Consider the following 21414-nt stretch of genomic DNA (forward strand, 5'->3'; position numbering starts at 1 on the left):
ATCTAACCTACTGTCGCGGCATGTCCTATGACGTGATCATCCGAAACGGCCTGTGGTTCGACGGGACCGGACGCCCGCCGCTGACCCGCTCCCTGGGCATCCGCGACGGCATCGTCGCCGAGGTGTCCGCCACGCCGCTGGACGAAGCCGGCTGCCCCGAGGTGATCGACGCCGCGGGCAAATGGGTGGTCCCCGGCTTCATCGACGTGCACACCCACTATGACGCCGAGGTGCTGCTCGACCCGGGCCTGCGTGAATCGGTACGCCACGGTGTCACCACCGTGCTGCTCGGCATGTGCTCGCTGTCGACGGTGTACGCCGACACCGAGGACGCCGCCGATCTGTTCAGCCGGGTCGAGGCGGTACCGCGCCAGTATGTGCTCGGCGCGCTGACCGAACACAAGACCTGGCGCACCCCGGCCGAGTACGTGGACGCCATCGACGCGTTGCCGCTGGGCCCGAACATCGCCTCCCTGCTCGGGCATTCCGACCTGCGCGCCTCGGTGCTGGGCCTGGACCGCGCCACCACCCGCGGCGTCGTGCCGACCGACGCCGAGTTGGAGACCATGGCCCGGCGGCTCGACGCCGCCCTGGACGCCGGGATGCTCGGCATGTCCGGCATGGACGCGGCCATCGACAAACTCGACGGTGACCGGTTCCGGTCCCGCGCGCTGCCGTCCACCTTCGCGACCTGGCGCGAACGCCGCCGGTTGATCAAGGTGCTGCGCACCCGTGGCCGCATGTTGCAGAGCGCGCCGAACGTCGCCCGCGCGCAGGAGGCGTTGAACTTCTTCCTGGAGAGCAGCGGCCTGTTCGGCCGCCGGCCCGGGGTGAAGATGAGTCTGCTGGTCTCGGCCGACGCCAAGTCCTCGCCGGGCGCCGCGCGGGTCATCGGGCTCGGCACCCGGGTGCTGAACAAGCTGATCGGCGCCAGGGTGCGGTTCCAGCACCTGCCGGTTCCGTTCGAATTGTATTCCGACGGAATCGATCTGCCCGTCTTCGAGGAGTTCGGCGCCGGGACTGCGGCGTTGCATCTGCGCGATCAGTTGGAGCGCAACACGCTGCTCGCCGACCCCGAATACCGGCGCCGGTTCCGCCGGTCCTTCGACCGGCGCAAGCTCGGACCCACGCTGTGGCACCGCGACTTCCACGACGCCACGATCGTGCAATGCCCGGACGAGTCGCTGATCGGCAAGAGTTTCGGCCATATCGCCGACGAACGGGGCATCCATCCGCTGGACGCCTTCCTCGACGTGCTGGTGGAAAACGGTGAACGCAACGTGCGGTGGACCACGATCGTGGCCAACCACCGGCCCGGGGTACTCAACCGGCTGGCCGCGGATCCCGCTGTGCACATGGGCTTCTCGGACGCCGGTGCGCACCTGCGCAACATGGCGTTCTACAACTACCCGCTGCGCCTGCTCAAGCGGGTCCGCGACGCCGACCAGGGGGGCCGGCCGTTCCTCACCCCGCAGCGCGCCGTGTACCGGCTGACCCACGAGGTGGCCGACTGGTTCGGGCTGGACGCCGGCACCCTGCGCCGCGGGGACCGGGCCGACTTCGTGGTCATCGACCCTGCCGCACTGGATGATTCGGTGAACGGCTACCACGAGGCCACGGTCCCGTTCTACGGCGGGCTGAGCCGCATGGTGAACCGCAACGACGAGACCGTCATCGCCACCGGCGTCAACGGTCAGGTGGTGTTCGCCCGCGGCCGCTTCCGGGACGGCTATGGCGCGACCGTTCGCAGCGGACGGTACCTGCGGGCCGGTCGCACGACACCTGCCCCGGTCTAGCGATGGCCCGCACCCAACAGCAACGCCGCGAGGAGACCGTAGCGCGGCTGCTCGATGCGAGCATCGAGACGATCATCGAAATCGGTTATGCCCGTGCCTCGGCGGCGATCATCGCCAAACGGGCCGGCCTGTCCGTGGGCGCGCTGTTCCGGCACTACCCGACCATGGGGGACTTCATGGCCGCCACCGGCTACGAGGTGCTGCGCCGCCAACTCGACCTGTTCGGCAAACGGGTCGCCGAGATCCCCGCGGACCGGCCCGCGCTGGAGTCGGCGCTGACGATCCTGCGCGACGTCACCGGAAACGACACCAACGCGGTGCTCTACGAGCTGATGGTCGCGGCCCGCACCGACGCCGCACTGCGGGCCACGCTGCAGGACGTGCTCACCGAGTACGCGGCCAAGATCGACGAGGTCGCCGCGGGCGTCCCCGGTATCGACACCGTCGAGGCCGACATGGTGCCGGTCGTCCGGGCGTTGTTGACCAACGCCTTCGACGGTGCCGCGCTGCTGCGCGGAGTACTGCCGACACCGGAGTTGGAGGACAGGCGGATCGCGTTGCTCACCGATCTGCTCGGCGGGCGCTGAGCGCGAACAGGTGCACGGCGATGCCCACCACCGGTCCGCAGAGCAGCGCGATGACCGTCCGGGTCTCCAGGTCCAGCGGTAGCAGCAGCAAGGCCACCGCGGCCAGTGTGGCACCGACCCAGCCCGCGGCGTAGGCCCGGTGCAGCGCGGCGGCCACCGTGGCGGCGCCGGTGAGGGTGAGCAGTGCGATGGCCACCGCCCCGGCGGTGAACCAGGCCAGCAGACCACCGGCCGCCTGGTATTCCGCGCCGAACGCGGTGCGCAGCAACCACGGTCCGGCCAGCCAGGCCGCCACGACCCCGACCGCGCCGATCACGCCGACCAGCGCGGCGGGCGCCACCAGCGCGCGCAGCCGGCGGTGCCGCTGATCCACGAAATGCGCGATCAGGTTGCCCTGCATGGCCGTCAACGGGACCAGCAGCGGCGCCCGGGTCAGCGTCACCGCCAGGATCACCACACCTCCGGCCGCGCCGAGTTCGGGGGTGGTGGCCTTGAGCAGCACCGGGAAACCCATGACGAGAACGGCACTGGCACCGGCGGCGGCGACCGAATGCAGCGTTCCGGTCAGAAACATCCGCGCCCCGCCGGCGGTCGCCTGCCGGGCCGCCGCCCGCGCGGTCGGCGAGATCACCAGCAGGATCAGCCAGGCCAGCGATCCGGCGACGGTGGCCCACAGGAACCCGGCCAACCCCCAACCCAGTACGAAGGCAGCGGCGGCGACCGCCACCCTGATCGCGGCGTCGGTCACCATCAACGACCCGTACTGCGTCCACCGGTCCACCCCGGCCAGCATCCCGAGCAGCGTTGCGTGCAGGCAGAACCCGGCCAATCCGATGCTCAGCAGCACCACGCTCAGCCACCGGGATTCACTGAACACCTGTGCCGACCACAGCGGTGAGCTGAGCACGATCACACCGGCCGCGACCACACCGACGACCGCCGCGACCCGCATCGGATAGGTGCGTTCGGCTGCGGTGACGTCCCGGCCCCGCAGGGCCCGGACCTCACGGGTGGATTCCTGGAGCAGCCCGTTGGCGGCGCCGCTGACCAGACCGAACGCCCCCCAGAACACTCCGAACAAAGAGAAGCCGGCGGGTTCCAGGTTGCGGGCGGCCAGATAGAGCACGGCGTAGCCGCACAGTGCCGAGCACGCGGTGGCGATCCCGACCCGGGTGACGCTGCCCCGCGTCACCGGGCCGCGGGCCGGTACTGCCGCGCTGGCGTCGGTCACAGGTCCGGTACGTCCCGGGAGTACAGCCAGCGGTCCCACAACGACCGGAGCGAGACGTCGGCGTGATTGGCGGCCAGCCCGGTGAAGTCATCGGTGACCGCGGTGCTGTGCCGGTAGCGAGCAGTCCAATCCTGAAGCAGCGCAAAGAAGTTGTCGTCACCGATGACTCCGCGCAGGGCGTGCAGGGTGAGTGCCCCGCGCTTGTACACCCGGTCGTCGAACATGTCGGCCGGGCCGGGGTCGGTGAGCAGCAGATCCTGCGGGGAATCGGAGAGCTTGCGGTGATAGCTGCGCGCCCGCTCGTCGGCGCTGGGCCCGCCGGACTCCTCGGACCACAACCACTCCGCGTAGCAGGCGAACCCCTCGTGCAGCCAGATGTCGCGCCAGCGCCGCACGGTCACCGAGTTGCCGAACCACTGATGGGCGAGTTCGTGCGCGATCAGCCGTTCGGCGGACCGGCTGCCATCGCAGTGATTGGCACCGAAGATCGAAAGCCCTTGGGCCTCAAGCGGGATCTCCAGGTCGTCATCGGTGACGACGACGGTGTACCCGGTGGCCAGCGGGTAGGGCCCGAACCGGCGGGTGAACAGTTTCATCATCTGTGGCTGCCGGGCGAAGTCGTGCTCGAAGTCGCTGCGCAGCCGGTCCGGCAACACGGCGTACATCGGAACCGGACTCTTCTGCAGGCGGTGTCTTTCGTACTCGCCGATCTGCAGCGTGATCAGGTAGGTCGAGGTGGGCTCGGCCTGCTCGTAGACCCATAGGGTGTGGCTGGCCCGTACCTGTTTGGATACCAGTTCGCCGTTGGCCAGTGCGTAATACGGGCTGTCGGTGCTGATCCGGATCTGGTAGCTGGCCTTGGCCGCCGGGTGATCGTCGCAGGGAAACCAGGAGGCCGCCCCGTTGGGCTGCCCGGCGACCAGCGCGCCGTTGGACAGTTCCTCGAAGCCGACCTCTCCCCAGACGGTACGCAGCGGACGGGGTGTGCCGCCGTAGCGGATCGTCACGGTCATCGCGGCGCCGGCCGGCAGGGCCGCGCCGAGGGTGATGTGCAGCTTGCCCGCCGAACACCGGAACTGGTTGGGGCGCCGCCCGTTCACCGTCACCTTCGACACCGACAGGGCGTCGGAGAGGTCCAGGCTGAAGGTACGCAGTGCCGCCAGCGTCACCGCGGTGACGGTGACCGATCCGGCGAGCCGGTTGATGGCCACCTTGTACTCGAGGTCGAGTTCATAGCGCGACACCCGGTAACCGAAGTTGCCGTTGCGGGGCAGATAGGGGTCGATCACCGGGGGCTGATGCGCGCTCTTGCCGGCCGGCTTCTTGGCCGGCCTCATTGGTCGTGCTTCTTGCGCTTGACGGTCCACGGCGCAATCGGGTTGCCCTGCCAGCGTGTCCACGGCGGCACCTCGTCACCGCGCATCACCAGCGAGGCCGGGCCGACGGTGGCGCCGGCGCCGATGCGCGACGCCGGCAGCGCCACACAGTGCGGGCCCAGGGTGGCACCCTCGTCCAGGATCACGGTGTCCATCCGCATGATCCGATCGTGGAACAGGTGGGTCTGCACCACGCAGCCGCGGTTGACGGTGCTGCCGTCGCCCAGGGTGATCAGGTCCGCCTCGGGCAGCCAGTAGGTCTCGCACCAGACGCCGCGGCCGATCTTCGCGCCCAGACCGCGCAACCAGATGTTCATCACCGGGGTGCCGCTGGCGGCACGGGCGAACCACGGGGCGGCCACGGTCTCGACGAAGGTGTCCGACACTTCGTTGCGCCACACGAAGGATGACCACAGCGGATGCTCGATGGCGTCGATGCGGCCCACCACAAGCCATTTCGCGGCCACCGCGATGGCGCCTGCGACGGCGCCCGCGATCAGCAGCACCACACCGCCGGCCAGTGCGGTCCAGCCGTAACCGATGACATCGGCCAGATAGTGCAGGATCGCGAGCACCGCGACGCCGATGGCGAACGTCACGATGACCGGGATGAGCCGGCAGGTCTCGACGATGCCGCGCATCACCCGCAGCCGGGTGGACGGGTGGAAGGTGCGGATCGCGTCGGCGGCGGTCGGCTTGCGGCGCAACCGGATCGGCGGACTGCCCAGCCAGGACGAGCCGGCCTTGGCCTTGTGCGGTGCGGCCGACAGCACCGCCACCAGACCGTCATCGGGCACCCTGCGTCCCGGCTGGGTGATACCGGAGTTGCCCAGGAACGCCCGCTTGCCGATGGTGGCCTTCGCGACGTGGATCCAGCCGCCACCCAGCTCATAGGACGCCACCATGGTGTCGTCGGCCAGGAACGCGCCGTCCTGCACCTCGGTGAACTTCGGGGTCAGCAGGGCCGTCGAGATCTCGGTTCCCTTACCGACTTTCGCGCCGAGCAGGCGCAGCCACCAGGGGGTGAGCAGGCTGGCGTAGATCGGGAACAGGTAGTTGCGCGCGGCGTCCATCAGGCGTTCGGTCGCCCACAGCTGCCAGCCGACGCGGCTGCGCACCGGGTGGTAGCCCTCGGTGAGGCCGATCGAGAGCAGCCGCACCCCGATCACGGTAAGCCCGGCGTAGACCACCACTGCCGCCAGGGCCGCCACCGGTGTCCAGGCCAGCGCGGGGAGCAGCGCGTCGGCCGGGGTGGCGGTGCCGCGCACGGCCCAACCGAGCACCGCGAGCCCGGCGGCCAGGGCCGCCAGCGGAAGCCCGCCCAGCAGCATCGAGGTCACGCTGTAGAAGCCGACCCACAGCGGGGCGCGGCCGGGCCGCTCCTCGGGCCACGGGTGGCGCGCCTTACCGGACTTCGCGGCCGGCGAGCCCTTCCAGTACTGGCCGTTCTTGACCTTGTTGACCACGCCGGAACCCGCGGCGACATCGGCGTTCTTGCCGACGACGGCGCCGGGGAACAGGGTGGTGCGGGCACCGATGGTGGAATCGTTGCCGACGGTGATCGGGCCGACGTGGAACACGTCACCGTCGATCCAGTGCCCGGTCAGGTCGACCTCGGGTTCGATCGAGCAGCGGTGACCCAGCGTGAGCATGCCGGTGACCGGTGGCGCCGAGTGCAGGTCGACCCCCATGCCGATCGAATTACCAAGGGCGCGGCCGTAATACACCAGCCACGGGGCGCCCGCCTGGTTCTCCGCACCGCTGGCCTCGGCCAGTCGTTCGGCGAACCAGACCCGCAGGTGCTCGGAGCCGCCGCGCCGGTAGCTGCCCGGCTCCAGCCCGGAGAGCAGGGTGCGCGCGCCCAGCACGGCGATGCCCATCCGGCCCGGCGGGGTGATGAAGACCACGAAACCGGCCAGGATCCACCACCAGTTCGCCGGTGCCGCCCACGGCACCAGGTCGATGGCGGCGGCGACGTTGTTCAGGATCGCCAGCCAGATCACCCATTGCAGGCCGGTCAGCGTCGCCAGCGGCACCGACATCGCGACCTGCGCCAGCTGGGTGAGCACCGGTGTGGGCTTCACATCGCGGCGTATGACCTCCGGGGGCGGGGCAAGCTCGTCGAGGTAGCCGGCCAGCGACCCGAGCCGGGGATGGTCGTAGAGATCGGCGACGGTCACCTGCGGGTAGCGGGCCCGCACCGCGGTCACCAGTTGCGCGGCCGACAGCGACCCGCCACCGAGGGCGAAGAAGTCGGCCTCCGGCCCGTCCACCACCGCGGCCAGCACGTCGCGCCACAGCCCGGCCAGCCAGCCCATGGTGCCGCCGAGGTCGGGTTCGTCCTCGGCCGCGGCGCCGGGCGGGGGCCAGGGCAGCGCGTTGCGGTCCACCTTGCCCGAGGTCCGGGTGGGCAGTTCGTCGAGCAGCACCAGGCGGGGGACCAGCGCGGCGGGCAGCGCCTCGGCCAGCTCGGCGCGGGCCTTCCCGAGGTCGAATTCAGGGTCGGCACTGGCCAGGTAGCCGACCAGCAGGGGAGTGCCGCTGGCGGTGCGGCGCACGGCGGCCGCCGCGGCACTCACCCCCGGCAGGTTCACCAGCGCAGTGTCCACCTCGCCGAGTTCGATCCGCCGCCCGCCGACCTTGACCTGGTCGTCGGCGCGGCCCTGGAAGTACAGGCCGTCGGCCTCCAGCCGCACCAGGTCGCCGCTGCGGTAGGCGCGGTCCCACCCGAGGCTTGCCATCGGCGCGTACTTCTCGGCGTCCTTCTCCGGATCCAGGTAGCGGGCCAGCCCGACGCCGCCGATCACCAGCTCGCCGACCTCGCCCGGGCCCACCGGCAGCCCGTCGGCATCCACCACGACGAGGTCCCAACCCGGTAGCGGCAACCCGATGCTGACCGCGGATCTGCCGTCCAGCGGTGCCGCGCAGGCGACCACGGTCGCCTCGGTGGGGCCGTAGGTGTTCCACACCTCGCGACCGTCCACGGCGAGCCGTTCGGCAAGTTCGGGCGGGCAGGCCTCGCCGCCGAAGATCAGCAGCCGGACCGCTTCCAGCGCCTCGGCGGGCCACAGCGCGGCCAGGGTGGGCACGGTCGAGACGACGGTGATGTCGCGCGACACCAGCCACGGTCCGAGGTCCATCCCGCTGCGCACCAGCGACCGCGGCGCCGGGACCAGGCAGGCGCCGTGCCGCCAGGCCAGCCACATCTCCTCACAGGACGCGTCGAAGGCCACCGAGAGGCCGGCCAGCACCCGGTCGCCGGGGCCGATGGGCGCGGATTGCAGGAACATCCGTGCCTCGGCGTCGACGAAGGCGGCGGCGCTGCGGTGGGTCACCGCCACACCCTTGGGCGTGCCGGTCGATCCGGAGGTGAAGATGATCCAGGCATCGTCGCGGGTCAGCGGGGCCGCCGCGCGCCAGCCGCGCGAGGAGCCCGGGCCGCGTACCAGACCCTGGTCGGTGATGATGGCCACCACCTGGGCCTCGCCGAAGACGAGTGCGGCGCGCTCCTCGGGGTCGTCGGCGTCGACCGGGACGTAGGCCGCGCCGGTGGCCAGGGTGGCCAGGATTGCCGTGTAGAGGGCGTAGCTGCCCGAGGCCATCCGGATGCCGATCCGGTCACCGCGGCCGATTCCGCGGGCCGCCAGCCAGGCCACGCTGTCCTCGACGTCGCTGATCAGCTCGGCGTAGGTGAGCTGCACCTCGCCGTCATCGATGGCCGGGGCGTCCGGGTAGCGGTTCGCGGTGTCGTAGAGGACGTCGATCAGGGTCCGTGGCGGAGCGGCTGCCGGGGAGAGAAGGTACTGAGGAGGAATCGTCTGGCCCGTCTCCGCTGTCACCGCTCCAAACTACTAAGCCGCTCGGCGGACTCGCGAGCCGCGCATGAGCGCGCCGGGAAAATTTCCTTACGGTCGTGCTGATCGCAACCATTGGCCGGCCCGCGGCGCGTTCCTAGCGTGGGGGCGTGCGGCTATTCGTGGCAGATGAAGCGTGGAGCGAGTTGACCTCCGGTCCGGCCCCGGTGGTCCGGGTGTGCGCCGATGACCTGCAGCAGGCGCAGCGGACCCGGGCCCGGTTGCGCGGTGACGACGGCGAGGTCGCGGTGATCCTCGACATCAAAGTGGCCGTCGCCGGTGACGTGCGGGCCGCCTACGCCTCGCTGGGGTCCGATGCGGACGGGGTGCGCTACGCGGGCACCGTCAGCGGGCTGGCGGGGCTGATCGCGGACATCGAGACCGCGGGTGTGGCCGACGGGGTGACGCTGGTCGGCGTCACCCCCCGACAGGACCTCGCGGAGCTGGGACACACCGTGCTGAATCTGTTGGAGCAGCGCAACCGCGCCTGCGCCTGACCCGTCGGCTTGCCGGTGCGGTGTCGACCCCGGTCGAGGCAGCACCGTGGCCGCCCGGACCTATCCAAGTTCTGCATTAGTCGGCACGTAAATGGTCTTGGACATGTATGGATTCACTCCATACCGTTTCTGGTGTGACTGCGACTCTTCCCACCCAGCTGACCGGACAGATGATCATCGCCGGATCGCCCGTCACCGGCACCGGCACGGAGATCCGAGGATTCGATCCGGCGGCGGGACAGCCGCTGGAGCCGGGCTACCAGCACGGTGACATCGCCGACGTCGAGACCGCCGCCGCTGCTGCGGCAGAGGCGTTCCCCGTCTTCCGGGCCACCACCTCCGAGCAGCGTGCCCGCTTCCTGGAATCCATCGCCACCCACATCGAAGCGGTCGGCGAGACGTTGATCGCCCGCGCCGTCGCCGAGAGCGGTCTGCCGGTCGCGCGCATCACCGGTGAGGTGGGCCGCACCACCGGTCAACTGCGGCTGTTCGCCGGGGTGCTGCGCGAGGGCAGCTGGAACGGCGCCCGCATCGACACCGCGCAGCCCGACCGCGCCCCGCTGCCCCGTCCCGACATCCGCCAGCGTTTCGTGCCGCTGGGCCCGGTCGCGGTGTTCAGCGCGTCCAATTTCCCGCTCGCCTTCTCGGTCGCCGGCGGTGACACCGCGTCCGCGCTGGCCGCCGGTTGTCCGGTCGTGGTCAAGGGCCACGACGCGCACCCCGGCACCTCCGAGATCGTCGCCCGCGCCATCACGGCCGCGGTCGCCGACGCCGGATTGCCCGCGGGGACATTCTCACTGCTGTTCGGTTCGGGTCAGGAACTCGGTGTCGCGCTGGTCAGCGATCCGCGGATCAAGGCGGTCGGCTTCACCGGATCACGTTCCGGCGGAACGGCGTTGGTGGCTGCCGCGGCAGCCCGTCCCGAGCCGATCCCGGTCTACGCCGAGATGAGCTCGATCAATCCGGTGTTCCTGCTCGACGGGGCGCTGGCCAGCCGCGGCGCCGAACTGGGCAAGGCCTTCATCGGCTCGCTGACCATGGGTTCGGGGCAGTTCTGCACCAACCCCGGTCTGGTCGTCGCAGTCGACGGTCCGGGCCTGGACGCCTTCGTCACCGCCGCCGGCGAAGCCATCTCCGGCGCGCCGGCCACCCCGATGCTCACCCCGAACATCGCCCGCAGTTACGCCGCCGGTGTCGAGACGCTCGGTACCGCAGCCGAACTGGTCGCCCGCGGTCAGGCCCCAGGGATCGAGACGTGCGGACAGGCGGCACTGTTCGCGACCGACGCACAGAGCTTCCTGGCCAGCGAGGACCTGCAGGCCGAGGTATTCGGCTCGTCCAGCCTGATCGTGCGCTGCGCCGACGCCGCCGAGATGCGGACCGTCGCCACCGGTATCGAGGGCCAACTCACCGCGACCGTGCACGCCGACGCCGCCGACGAGCAGGCAGCCGGTGAACTGCTCCCGCTGCTGGAGTGCAAGGCCGGGCGAATCCTGTTCAACGGCTGGCCGACCGGAGTCGAGGTGTGCCATGCGATGGTGCACGGCGGCCCGTTCCCGGCGACCTCGGACTCGCGGACCACGTCGGTCGGTGCCCGCGCGATCGAACGCTTCCTGCGCCCGGTGGCCTACCAGGACGTTCCGAAATCCCTGCTGCCCAGCGCTGTTGCTGACGGCAATCCCGATCACCTGTGGCGGCGCATCGACGGCCGGCTCACGCAGGACTGACACCCACCCCACCACCATTCCAAGGAGCCATCGAAGATGCGTCCCAACTTTCACGGCGTGCTGTTCTTTCCCGTCACCCCTTTCACCGAGACCGGCGCGGTCGACGTCGACGCGCTGTCGCGTCACCTGACCAAAGGTGTCGAGGCCGGCCCGGGCGGCGTCTTCATCGCCTGTGGCACAGGAGAATTCCACGCCCTGGAACTGACCGAGTTCCGTACCGTGGTGCGCACCGCCGTCGAGGTGATCGCCGGACGCGTGCCGGTGTACGCGGGCGCCGGTGGTTCGGTGGCCCAGGCCAAGGCGTTCGCGCGGGCCGCGCAGGAGGAGGGTGCCGACGGCATCCTGCTGCTGCCGCCCTATCTGGTCGAGGTGCCCCAGCCCGGCCTGGTGGACTATGTCGCCGCGGTCGCCGGCGCCACCACGCTGCCGGTCATCGTCTACAACCGCAACAACGCCAAGTTCACCGAGGCATCCGCGGTCGCCGTCGCCAAGATCGACAATGTCGTCGGATTCAAGGACGGCACCGGCAATTTCGATCAGGTGGCACGTATCGTCGCCGCTGTCACCACCCAGGTCGACCCGGACTTCCTGTTCTTCAACGGGTTGCCGACCGCCGAGACGACGCAGCTGGCGTTCCGCGCCATCGGTGTCCCGCTGTACTCCTCGGCGACGTTCGCGTTCGCCCCGGATCTGGCGCTGGCGTTCTACAACTCGCTGGAGTCGGGCAACGTCGAGCTGACCAACGCGCTGCTCAACGCCTTCTTCATCCCGCTGGTCCAGCTGCGCGACAGCGTCCCTGGTTACGCCGTCTCGCTGGTCAAGGCCGGCGTCACGATGGAGGGCGTTCCGGCCGGGTCGGTCCGCCCGCCGCTGGTGATGCCCAGCGCCGAGGATGTCGAGGCGCTGGCCTCGATCGTCGCCGCCGGCCGCGCCGTGCTGGCCGCCGCGCTGAGCGAGGCCGTCTAGCCCATGACCGCCGTCCGCATCACCGGTGCACGGATCACCCCGGTCGCATTCGCCGACCCCCCGCTGCTCAACACCGTCGGTGTGCACCAGCCGTACGCGCTGCGGGCAGTCATCCAGCTGGATACCGATGCGGGTCTGGTCGGCCTCGGCGAGACCTATGCCGACACCCGGCATCTGGCCCGGTTGAACGCCGCCGCCGGGGCCATCGCCGGACTGGACGTGTTCGCGCTCAACGAGATCCGCGCCGCGATCGCGGTGGCGTTGGCGGATGAGCTGAAATCTGACGGGGCCGCGGTCGGCACCGCGGGCATGATCACCACGGCCAGCGCGGTCGACCAGGTACTCTCCCCGTTCGAGGTGGCCTGCCTGGATGTGCAGGGCCACGTACTGGGCAGACCGGTGTCGGATCTGTTGGGCGGCAAGGTGCGCGACGCGGTGCCGTTCAGTGCCTACCTGTTCTACAAGTGGGCAGGCCACCCCGGTGCCGGGCCCGACACGTTCGGTGAGGCGCTGGACCCGGACGGCCTGGTTTCCCAGGCGCGCCGCATCGTCGACGAATACGGTTTCACCGCCATCAAGGTCAAGGGCGGCGTGTTCGCCCCCGAGGAGGAGATGGCCGGCATCGAGGCACTGGCCAAGGCCTTCCCCGGTATGCCGTTGCGGCTGGACCCCAACGCCGCGTGGACACCGCAGACCTCCATCAAGGTGGCTTCCGGGCTGGCCGACATCCTGGAGTACCTGGAGGATCCGACGCCCGGCCTGGACGGGATGGCCGAGGTCGCCAGGCAGTCCCCGCTGCCGCTGGCCACCAACATGTGCGTAGTCGCGTTCGATCAGCTCAAGCCGGCCGTCCTCAAGGACTCGGTGAAAGTCGTGCTCTCCGATCATCATTACTGGGGCGGGTTGCAGCGCTCGCGACTACTCGCCGGCATCTGCGAAACCTTCGGGCTGGGACTGTCCATGCATTCGAACTCGCACCTGGGCATCAGCCTGGCGGCGATGGTGCACCTGGCCGGCGCCACCCCGAACCTCACCTACGCCTGTGACACACACTGGCCGTGGAAGACCGAAGAGGTCATCAAGGACGGTGCGCTGCAATTCGTCGACGGATCTGTGCCGGTGCCCACCGGTCCGGGGCTGGGTGTGGAGATCGACGAGGACTCGCTGGCCGCACTGCACGAGCAGTACGTCACCTGCGGGATCCGCGACCGGGACGACACCGGCTACATGCAGACCGTCGATCCGGATTTCACGCTGGCCAGTCCGCGCTGGTAGGCCCTTTTCCAGCGCGTCGCAGCGCTCACCCCGTTACGGTGGGTGGATGGCAGACCAGGCCGTCGATGCCGCGCACCCACCCGAACTGCTGCTGCGGATCGTCAATCCGACACTGAAACTCGTGCTGAAAACGCCACTGGGCGGACTGATCGGTGACTTCATGCTGGTGTCCTTCACCGGCCGCAAGACGGGCAGGCGGTACGCCACCCCGGTCAGCGCCCACCGCCTCGACGGGGCGCTGTACGTTCTGCTGGAGGCGCAGTGGAAGTACAACTTCCGAGACGGAGCCGACGCGCAGGTGTCCTATCGCGGCAAGACCACCACGATGCGCGGAGAGCTGATCAGCGATCCGGCCGCGGTGGCGGCCCTGGCCGAACGGATCGCCACCTCGTACGGCCCAAAGAAGGCGCAGCGCCAGATGGGCCTGACCTTCACCGGAGGTCGGCTGCCCACCGTCGCGCAGTGGGAAACTGCGGCAAGGCAGTTGAAGCTCGCGGCGATCAAGTTGAGCTAATCCGAGCCGGCCGCGCGGATCGCCTCGAACAGCGAGACCAGCACATCGACCAGGTGTTCGCGGTCGACCTCGACATCACCGAGCAGTACCGCGCCGATGGTCGCGGTGACCCCGCCGACGAGGAACTGCGACACCAGCCGGAGGTCGGTCGGCAGCCCGTCGGCCGCCAGACCCGGATCGCCATCGGCCACGGTGGAGGCCAGCATGCCTGCGAACCGGCTCGACTCGGCCAGGCTGCGCCGCCCCAGCGCCGGTGAGGCGGTGGCCTCCAGCACCAGGATCCGGCCCTTGCGCGGGTCGCCGAGGATCAGGTCGACCAGCTCGCCCAGCACCGCCCGGGTGCGGGCCAGGTCGTCATCGGGTGCCTGCTCCAGCGCGGCGACCGACCGGCGCGCCGCCTCCTCGATGACCTCGGTGTAGACGGCCAGGTGCAGCGCCTCGACATCGGCGAAGCTCTCGTAGAAATAGCGGGCGGCGACGCCGGAGGCTTCGGTGACCCCGCGCACGGTGGTGCCGGAGATGCCCCGCGTTCCCATCAGTTCGAGGCCGGCGGCAAGTAACCTGGCCCGTCGTTCGGCGACCCGGTCGACGGCGGTCTGTCCGCCGTAACGCCGGGAGACTGCCATCGCACCATCTTGACACAGCCCGCCGGCACTGATTTCCTCAAACTGCACACGGATGTTTCCTGTTTGGGATGGGGGTTCGCGCGATGACGAGCACGGTGGAACCGATCGATACCGACAGCGAGCCCAAACCCTGGGATCCCGGCCAGCCACACCACGAGTTGGCCGAGGATGTGCGGTGGTGGATGGGCACCCCGCTGGCCTTCGGACTGTTCGGTCGGCTCGCGCTGGATCAGGTCGCCTATCGCAAGGTTGCCGCCGCCGTCGATGCCAGCGGCCGGTTCGCGGCCAACTTCACCGACCGCGGGATCAACAGCTACCTGTGGAACGGACCGCTGGCGTTCAGCGACGAAACCGACCGGCGCGCCACTGCCGAACGGCTCAAGACCAAACACGGTGCGGTGCACGGTGTCGGCAAGGGAGACTTCGCGGGTGAACGGTTCAGTGCGCTGGATCCGAAGTTGTGGAAGTGGGTCGGCACCACCTCGCTGAACATCTTCTATGCCGGCTACACCGCGGTCTACGGCAAGAACTTCACCGCCGAACAGCGGGAGGTGGTGTGGCGCACGGTCTGTGCGATGGCCGACGTCGGGCTGCCCAGTGATGCGGCCGACGTGCCGTCGACGGTGGCCGAGATGCAGGCTTACTACGACGAGATCGCGGCCACCGAACTGGCGGCCAACCCGTTCCTGCTGTGGGCCGCCGTTCAGTTTTCCGGCCCGCCGGTGCCCACGCTGTTCGGTCCGGCTTGGCTGCACCGGTTGGTCGAACCGGTCTGGCGGCTGACGGTGCCGCTGCTCGCCCGTCCGGCCCGCATCTGCGCCGAGTCGACGACCCATCCCCGGATGATGGAACTGCTGGGCAGCGAATGGAACTCGGCCAAGCAGCTGGAATTCGCGTGCTACCGGGCCGGGATCAGGGCGGCCCGGCGTTGGCTGCCCAAATGGGCGGTGCTGGAGCCGATGGCCTACAACCGGTACCGCTACGAGCAGCTACGCGCCTTCCACAATCGGTACGAACTGGAATCCTTCGCCGCGCGCTAGACTCATGCGCGACTGACATCCCGCAGCGGCGCGGTGATACTAGGAGTGCATCGATGTTCTCGCTGGCCCGGTTGTCCTGCTTCATCGCCGTCGCCGAGGAGCTGCACTTCGGGCGGGCCGCTGAGCGGTTGCACATGACCCAGCCGCCGCTGAGCCGCCAGATCCAGCAGCTGGAGGCCGAACTCGGGGTCCAGCTCATCGACCGCACCACCCGTACCGTCACGCTGACCCCAGCCGGGGTGGCTTTCCTGCCCGATGCCCGCCGCATCCTCCAGCTGGCCGAGAGTGCGGCCCTCACCGTGAAGCGGGTGCCCGCCGGTGATCTCGGCACGGTGGTGGTCGGCTTCACCGCCGCATCCGCGCATGCCGTGCTTCCCCGTCTGCTGGAGCACACCCGGGAGAAGCTGCCGGACGTCAAACTGGAACTGCGCGAGATGGTTTCGTCGGTACAGCTGGAAGCCCTGATGAGTGGTGACATAGACCTCGGGATGGCCCGGCCGCCGCTCAAGCGCCCCGGTATCGTCTCTCGCCCGTTGCTGCACGAACAGCTGGTGGCCGCGCTGCCCGCCGGTCATCCGCTGACCGGGCAGGCCCGCCCGCTCACCCTCAACGACCTGGACGGTCAGGACGTCGTGATGTACTCACCGGTGGAGGCGCGATATTTCAACGAACTGCTGATCAGTACCTTCACCATCGCCGGAGCCACCCCGCGCTACGTCCAGTTCGTCACCCAGGTGCACACCATGCTGGTGCTCGTGCGCTCCGGGATCGGCATCGCACTGGTGCCGGCCTCGGCCGCCACCCTGCATCCCGAGGGCGTGGTCTTCCGGACCATCGGCGCGTTCCGCGAACGGCCCGTCGAACTGGATGCCTGCTGGCGCCAGGACAGCACCAATCCGGCCCTGCTCCGACTGTTGCGCGATGTGCTGCCGCCGCGCGAATGGACCACCGACGACCTACTGGACAGCTTCGGGAGTTGATGCGCAGAGCAAATGTCACCCTGACAGGCTCGTCATGGATGTATGTGCATGACGCGGCTGTCAGGGTGACATTGCGATCGATTCGGACGACTACACGCGGACGGCGGGCTGCAGGACCGGCGTGACCAGCTGACCGGTCGCCAAGAACTCATCCAGGTTGCGCAGGGTGAGCGCCTCCATCGCCGCGCGGGTCTGCACGGTCGCGCTGCCCACGTGGGGGAGCAGCACGACGTTGTCCATCTCGAAAAGCTCGGCGGGGACCCGGGGTTCGGCTGCGAACACATCGAGCCCGGCGCCGGCCAGTCGACCCTCGCGCAGCGCGCCCACCAATGCCTGCTCGTCGACCACGCTACCGCGCGCGATGTTGATCAGGTAGCCCTCGGCGCCGAGGGCGGCGAGCACCTGCTCATCGACCAGCTTGCTGGTGGCACTGCCACCGGCGGCGGCGATCACCAGCACGTCGACCTCACGCGCGAGCTCCACCGGCGAGCCGACATAACGATATGGCGAATCGGGTACCTGACGGCGGTTGTGATAGCTGATGGTGCAGCCGAAGGCGCTGAGCCGCTTGGCAATTGCGCCACCGATACGGCCCAGGCCGATGATGCCGACACGGGTGTTGCTGACCTGCCGGGTCAGCGGGTAGCTGCCTTCGGCCGTCCAGCGGCCGGCGCGCACATAGCGGTCGGACGCCGAGAACTGGCGCATGGTGTCGATCAGCAGGCCGACGGCGGTGTCGGCGACGCAGTCTGTCAGGACGTCGGGGGTATTACTCACCCCGACGCCCCGAAGTTCGGCGGCATCCACATCGGTGGTGTCATAGCCGACGCCGAAATTGATCACGGCGCCCAGCCGGGGGAGCGCGCCCATCAACGCGGCGTCCACACCGGTACGGCCCGAGGTGACCACGGCGGTCACGGCATCGGCATGCTCGGCCAGGAAGATCTCGCGGGCGTCGGGCTCATCGGGCAGGACCAGCGCGTCGTAGCGGGTGCGCAGGGTGTCGGCCAGCGACGGCTTGAGTGGGCCGACCTGCAGGACACGGGTCGCGGGTTGCGCTGATGTGGGCATGTTGCTCCTTTGCTCCTTGGTCTCACCGTAGAAAGACCTGCGGATACCTGTCCAACACGGAATTAGCATGGGTTGATGCAGAACGTGCATGACTGGCGTTTTGGCTGCCGCATCGAGGTATCAAACACCGACCTGGATCAGCATATCAGCAGGTCAACGCCGCTTTTGCGCGCGACATCCCGGACTGAAGCACCCCCCGAATACCCGCAGATCAGCTCATTTCGGGCGGTTGACGCTGTCCGACAGGCGCTCCTACGGTGTGTCTACCGTCACAGGTGATGTCCACATACATGGACGTCACATCTCGACCGCAGGTAGTACAGCCCACATCCTGATCTGGAGGTCCCGATGGCCGCGAGACGCATATTGCCGCCGGCGCACACGCTGCTGTTGATGGCCGGCACGTGCGTGCTGGCCGCCGGGTGCACCGTCGCCAACTCCGGGGGCGGCGGCTACGACCCCGACACCCTGCGCATCGTGTTGCAGCAGGAGCCGCCGACCCTGGAACCCTGCGAGAGCTCGCTGACCTCGACCGGCATCGTCGTACGCTCCAACATCACCGAACCGCTGCTGGAGCGCGACGCCACCACCGGCGATCTGCAGCCGCTGCTGGCCACCCGGTGGGAACAGACCGGCCCGACCGAGTGGACCTTTCGGTTACGTGACGGCGTCACCTTCTCCGACGGTGCGCCGTTCACCTCCGAGGACGCCGCCTTCTCCATCGACCGCGCCGTGAACTCCGACCTGCAGTGCAACGTCGACGGCTACGTCTTCGGCGATGAGGTCCTGGATCTGCAGACCCCGGACGCCAACACCGTCGTCATCGGCACCGCCGAGCCGGATCCTATTCTCCCGCTGCGTATCTCATTCGTCGAGATGGTGCCGCGCACCACCAGCAGCACCGAGAAGGTGCGCGAACCGATCGGCACCGGGCCCTACGCGATCGAGCGCTGGGAATACGGGCAGAAGCTGACGCTGACCCGCAACGACACCTACTGGGGTGCGGCGCCCGCCTTCGGCAGGGCCGAATACCAGTGGCGCAGTGAAGGCAGTGTGCGTGCCGCCATGATCACCAACGACGAGGCCGATATCGCCGTCGGACTGGGGCCCGAGGACGGGGCCGGCGATCTGGGTGTGCCGTTCCAGAACAACGAGACCACCGCCCTGCGGATGCAGGCCACCGAGCCGCCACTGGACGACATCCGGGTACGCCAGGCCGTCAACTACGCCGTCAACCGGACCGGCATCGTCAAGGCTCTCTTCCGCGACCTGGGTGAGCCTGCGGCACAGCTGATCCCGTCCGGCGTAGTCGGTTACAACGCCGAACTCCCGCTGTGGCCGCACGATCTGGACAAGGCCAAGGAACTGATCGCGCAGGCCAAGGCCGACGGTGTGCCGGTGGACCGGCAGATCCGCCTGATCGGGCGCACCGCGCAGTTCCCGAAGATCACCGAGACCATCGAGGTGCTGCAGAGCGAGTTCACCGAGATCGGACTCAACGTCAAGATCGAGATGATGGACACCGCAAGCCAATTGCAGTACCAGTTGCGGCCCTTCCCGGCCGACACCGGACCGTATCTGCTGATGATCATGCACGGCAACCAGGCCGGTGATGCCGCCTTCACCCTCGACCAGTACATGCTCTCCGACGGCCCGCAGGCCGCCTACGGCACACCGGAATTCGACGCCAAGATCCGCGCCGCGGAAGCGCTGACCGGTGAGGCGCGCCAGGATGCCTTCGCGAAGCTGTTCGCCGAGGAACCGCAGGAGATCATGCAGATGGCCTACCTGGCACACATGCAAGGCATCCTGGGCAAGTCCCCGCGCATCGACTACACCCCCGACCCGGCGACCGGCGATGAGATGCGCCTGGCCGCGATGACGCCTGCGGCCAGCGACCGCACCGACCGGTCCTGACCCGACCGCACCCGAAAAAGGACACCCATGTTCGCATTCCTCCGGCGCCGGATGTACACCAGCACAATCCCTTTGGTCATCGTGCTGCTCGGTGTCTTCCTGCTCGCCAGGCTCACCGGTGACCCCACCAACCTGTACCTGCCCGAATCTGCGACAGCGGAGCAGCGCGCCGCGTTCGCCGAATCCAACGGCTTCAACGATCCGCTGATCGTCCAGCTGCTCGACTACTTCAAGGGCGTCATCCACCTGGACTTCGGAACCTCGCTGCGCACCGGTGAATCGGCGGCCGAGATGGCGTTGCGGGCGTTCCCGGCCACCCTGCAACTGGCGTTCGTCACCATGCTGCTGGCCATCATCGGCGCCGTGGTGATCGGCTGCTGGGCCGCCTACCGGCCCAACTCGCTGGCCGACCGGTTCTCCAGCCTGTTGTCCATGACCGCCGCCTCCATCCCGGATTTCTGGTTCGCCATCACCGGCGTCTGGCTGTTCGCGGTGCTGATGGGCTGGCTGCCCACCTCCGGTACCGACGCGGGTGTGCTGTCCTGGATTCTGCCCATCGCCACCCTGATGATCCGCCCGCTCGGCGTGCTCACCCAGGTGGTCCGGGGCGCAATGGTTTCCGCACTGTCGGCACCCTATGTGCGGCTGGCGCGCAGCAAGGGCGCCGGCGACCTGCGGGTGGTCACCCACCACGCGCTGCGCAACGCCGCCGCCCCCGCTCTGACCGTGGCCGGCGACCTGGCCGTCGGCCTGATCAACGGCGCGGTCGTGGTGGAGGCGATCTTCGGCTGGCCCGGTATCGGCAAGCTCATGATCGACGCGATCCTGCAACGCGACTTCGCGGTGCTGCAGGCTGCGGTACTGCTCACCGCCGTCAGCATCTTCGTCCTCAACATCGCCATCGACGCCTGCTACGCGCTGCTCGACGCACGCGTCCGCGAACCCGCAAAGGTCTAAGGGAGCCAACTGAAGATGAGCACTCAGATCGATCTCGTCCCGGTCAAACCGACCACCGCCATCGTCGGCGAACCGGTCACCACGAAACGCTCCGCCGGCTCCGTCTGGTTCCGCCTGCTGGTCAACGACCGCGTCGCGGCCGCCGCCGCGGTGGTGCTCGGTCTGGTCGTCCTGACCGCGGTGTTCGGGCCCATGCTGGTCGGCGACCTGGCCACCCGCATCGACCTGGACAACTCCAATCAGCCGCCGTTCACACTGGCGCACGGCTGGGCCAACATCCTGGGTACCGACCCGCTGGGCCGCAGCATGCTTGCCCGGTTGATCGTGGCCTGCCAGACCACCCTGTCGGTGGCCATCCCCGCCGTGGTGATCTCGGCGGTCATCGGTTCCATCATCGGCATGTGGGCCGGCTACTACCGCGGCTGGCGCGAGACCGTTGCGATGCGCGTGGCCGACGTCATCATGAGCTTCCCGTCGCTGCTGCTGGCGGTGGTGGTGCTATACGTGTTCTCCCCGAGCGCGGCCAATATCGTTGCCGTACTGGCCATCACCCGCATCCCGGTGTATCTGCGCACGGCCCGCGCCGAATCCGCCGAACTGTCCAGCCGGGTGTTCGTCGACGCCGCACGGACCTTCGGTGCCAGCGGCCGGTCCATCATCACCCGGCACGTGGTGCCGATCGTGCTGCCGACCCTGCTCACCGTCGCCACCCTGGACTTCTGCTACGTGATGCTGGCCGAGAGTTCTCTGAGCTTCCTGGGTATCGGTATCCAGCCGCCCGACGTCAGCTGGGGCCTGATGGTCTCGCAGGGCCGCACCTACCTGCACACCGCGTGGTGGCTGTCCTTCCTGCCCGGTCTGGCCATCGTCGTCACCACCGTCTCGGCGACCATCCTGGCCGCCTGGGCCCGCATCGCCACCGACCCCGCTCAGCGGTGGCGGCTCACCGTCCCGCAGAAGCGACTGTCCCGCTTCACCAAGTCCGGAAAGGCGCTCTAGA

General features: G+C 69.0%; 17 protein-coding genes. 12 read left to right on the forward strand and 5 right to left on the reverse strand.

Annotated features, from left to right (window positions below):
- The first annotated feature begins 20 nt into the window (after positions 1-20).
- Together V4U86_RS02110 and V4U86_RS02115 are read left to right on the forward strand one after the other, a co-directional pair.
- Complete coding sequence (locus V4U86_RS02110) at positions 21-1796, forward strand: N-acyl-D-amino-acid deacylase family protein (RefSeq protein WP_395309651.1); 1776 nt, start codon at positions 21-23, stop codon at positions 1794-1796.
- Positions 1797-1798: 2 nt separating this feature from the next.
- Positions 1799-2383: a TetR/AcrR family transcriptional regulator gene (locus V4U86_RS02115; protein WP_395309652.1), complete on the forward strand. Its 585-nt coding sequence runs from the start codon at positions 1799-1801 to the stop codon at positions 2381-2383.
- Here the strand turns inward: V4U86_RS02115 and V4U86_RS02120 are convergent.
- From V4U86_RS02120 to V4U86_RS02130, 3 genes are read right to left on the reverse strand one after another with little or no spacing between them, the layout of a single operon-like run.
- Positions 2358-3614 carry a hypothetical protein gene (locus V4U86_RS02120; RefSeq protein ID WP_395309653.1) on the reverse strand — a complete coding sequence of 419 codons (1257 nt, stop codon included), beginning with the start codon at positions 3612-3614 and terminating at the stop codon, positions 2358-2360. The two genes, V4U86_RS02115 and V4U86_RS02120, sit on opposite strands and share 26 nt — an antisense overlap.
- Complete coding sequence (locus V4U86_RS02125; RefSeq protein WP_395309654.1) at positions 3611-4951, reverse strand: M1 family metallopeptidase; 1341 nt, start codon at positions 4949-4951, stop codon at positions 3611-3613. The genes V4U86_RS02120 and V4U86_RS02125 overlap by 4 nt, the downstream gene beginning before the upstream one ends.
- The gene (locus V4U86_RS02130) at positions 4948-8829 is read right to left on the reverse strand and encodes a Pls/PosA family non-ribosomal peptide synthetase (RefSeq protein ID WP_395309655.1); all 3882 of its coding nucleotides are present in this window, start codon (positions 8827-8829) and stop codon (positions 4948-4950) included. The genes V4U86_RS02125 and V4U86_RS02130 overlap by 4 nt, the downstream gene beginning before the upstream one ends.
- A 125-nt stretch (positions 8830-8954) precedes the next feature.
- Here V4U86_RS02130 and V4U86_RS02135 point away from each other — a divergent pair, with 125 nt between their 5' ends.
- From V4U86_RS02135 to V4U86_RS02155, 5 genes are all read left to right on the forward strand, one after another.
- On the forward strand, positions 8955-9341 hold the full coding sequence (locus V4U86_RS02135; RefSeq protein ID WP_395309656.1) for a hypothetical protein: 387 nt from the start codon (positions 8955-8957) through the stop codon (positions 9339-9341).
- 134 nt (positions 9342-9475) lie between these two features.
- Positions 9476-11068: an aldehyde dehydrogenase (NADP(+)) gene (locus V4U86_RS02140; RefSeq protein ID WP_395309657.1), complete on the forward strand. Its 1593-nt coding sequence runs from the start codon at positions 9476-9478 to the stop codon at positions 11066-11068.
- 36 nt (positions 11069-11104) lie between these two features.
- A complete protein-coding gene (locus V4U86_RS02145; RefSeq protein ID WP_395309658.1) occupies positions 11105-12034 on the forward strand; it encodes a 5-dehydro-4-deoxyglucarate dehydratase in 930 nt (309 codons plus the stop codon).
- A 3-nt stretch (positions 12035-12037) separates the two neighbouring features.
- Positions 12038-13309 (forward strand): glucarate dehydratase family protein, encoded by a 1272-nt coding sequence (locus tag V4U86_RS02150; protein WP_395309659.1) that lies wholly within the window; start codon positions 12038-12040, stop codon positions 13307-13309.
- 46 nt (positions 13310-13355) lie between these two features.
- Entirely contained in the window at positions 13356-13823 is a 468-nt protein-coding gene (locus V4U86_RS02155; RefSeq protein ID WP_395309660.1) for a hypothetical protein, read from the forward strand.
- On the opposite strand, the gene V4U86_RS02160 is transcribed toward V4U86_RS02155, so the two are convergent.
- Entirely contained in the window at positions 13820-14449 is a 630-nt protein-coding gene (locus tag V4U86_RS02160; RefSeq protein ID WP_395309661.1) for a TetR/AcrR family transcriptional regulator, read from the reverse strand. The two genes, V4U86_RS02155 and V4U86_RS02160, sit on opposite strands and share 4 nt — an antisense overlap.
- A gap of 83 nt (positions 14450-14532) precedes the next feature.
- Between V4U86_RS02160 and V4U86_RS02165 the strand changes: the two genes are divergently transcribed.
- Positions 14533-15489, forward strand: a complete 957-nt coding sequence (locus V4U86_RS02165; RefSeq protein ID WP_395309662.1) for an oxygenase MpaB family protein — start codon at positions 14533-14535, stop codon at positions 15487-15489.
- A 53-nt stretch (positions 15490-15542) separates the two neighbouring features.
- Positions 15543-16469: a LysR substrate-binding domain-containing protein gene (locus tag V4U86_RS02170; RefSeq protein WP_395309663.1), complete on the forward strand. Its 927-nt coding sequence runs from the start codon at positions 15543-15545 to the stop codon at positions 16467-16469.
- Between the two features lie 90 nt (positions 16470-16559).
- On the opposite strand, the gene V4U86_RS02175 is transcribed toward V4U86_RS02170, so the two are convergent.
- Positions 16560-17540: a 2-hydroxyacid dehydrogenase gene (locus tag V4U86_RS02175; RefSeq protein WP_395309664.1), complete on the reverse strand. Its 981-nt coding sequence runs from the start codon at positions 17538-17540 to the stop codon at positions 16560-16562.
- 393 nt (positions 17541-17933) lie between these two features.
- Between V4U86_RS02175 and V4U86_RS02180 the strand changes: the two genes are divergently transcribed.
- Genes V4U86_RS02180 through V4U86_RS02190 form a run of 3 tightly spaced genes read left to right on the forward strand, consistent with a single transcriptional unit; the run spans position 17934 to position 21413 of the window.
- Complete coding sequence (locus V4U86_RS02180) at positions 17934-19457, forward strand: ABC transporter substrate-binding protein (RefSeq protein WP_395311885.1); 1524 nt, start codon at positions 17934-17936, stop codon at positions 19455-19457.
- A 27-nt stretch (positions 19458-19484) separates the two neighbouring features.
- Positions 19485-20414 (forward strand): ABC transporter permease, encoded by a 930-nt coding sequence (locus tag V4U86_RS02185; protein WP_395309665.1) that lies wholly within the window; start codon positions 19485-19487, stop codon positions 20412-20414.
- Between the two features lie 15 nt (positions 20415-20429).
- Positions 20430-21413 carry an ABC transporter permease gene (locus tag V4U86_RS02190; RefSeq protein ID WP_395309666.1) on the forward strand — a complete coding sequence of 328 codons (984 nt, stop codon included), beginning with the start codon at positions 20430-20432 and terminating at the stop codon, positions 21411-21413.
- The last annotated feature ends 1 nt before the right edge of the window (position 21414 follow it).

Origin of the sequence: Mycobacterium sp. AMU20-3851, assembly GCF_043974665.1 — a bacterium.
Taxonomy (GTDB): domain Bacteria; phylum Actinomycetota; class Actinomycetes; order Mycobacteriales; family Mycobacteriaceae; genus Mycobacterium.

Coding starts and splice junctions, on each gene's coding strand:
- V4U86_RS02110 (WP_395309651.1), top strand. CDS start 21: ATGTCCTATGACGTGATCATCCGAAACGGCCTGTGGTTCGACGGGACC.
- V4U86_RS02115 (WP_395309652.1), top strand. CDS start 1,799: ATGGCCCGCACCCAACAGCAACGCCGCGAGGAGACCGTAGCGCGGCTG.
- V4U86_RS02125 (WP_395309654.1), bottom strand. CDS start 4,951: ATGAGGCCGGCCAAGAAGCCGGCCGGCAAGAGCGCGCATCAGCCCCCG.
- V4U86_RS02145 (WP_395309658.1), top strand. CDS start 11,105: ATGCGTCCCAACTTTCACGGCGTGCTGTTCTTTCCCGTCACCCCTTTC.
- V4U86_RS02150 (WP_395309659.1), top strand. CDS start 12,038: ATGACCGCCGTCCGCATCACCGGTGCACGGATCACCCCGGTCGCATTC.
- V4U86_RS02155 (WP_395309660.1), top strand. CDS start 13,356: ATGGCAGACCAGGCCGTCGATGCCGCGCACCCACCCGAACTGCTGCTG.
- V4U86_RS02160 (WP_395309661.1), bottom strand. CDS start 14,449: ATGGCAGTCTCCCGGCGTTACGGCGGACAGACCGCCGTCGACCGGGTC.
- V4U86_RS02165 (WP_395309662.1), top strand. CDS start 14,533: ATGACGAGCACGGTGGAACCGATCGATACCGACAGCGAGCCCAAACCC.
- V4U86_RS02170 (WP_395309663.1), top strand. CDS start 15,543: ATGTTCTCGCTGGCCCGGTTGTCCTGCTTCATCGCCGTCGCCGAGGAG.
- V4U86_RS02175 (WP_395309664.1), bottom strand. CDS start 17,540: ATGCCCACATCAGCGCAACCCGCGACCCGTGTCCTGCAGGTCGGCCCA.
- V4U86_RS02180 (WP_395311885.1), top strand. CDS start 17,934: ATGGCCGGCACGTGCGTGCTGGCCGCCGGGTGCACCGTCGCCAACTCC.
- V4U86_RS02185 (WP_395309665.1), top strand. CDS start 19,485: ATGTTCGCATTCCTCCGGCGCCGGATGTACACCAGCACAATCCCTTTG.
- V4U86_RS02190 (WP_395309666.1), top strand. CDS start 20,430: ATGAGCACTCAGATCGATCTCGTCCCGGTCAAACCGACCACCGCCATC.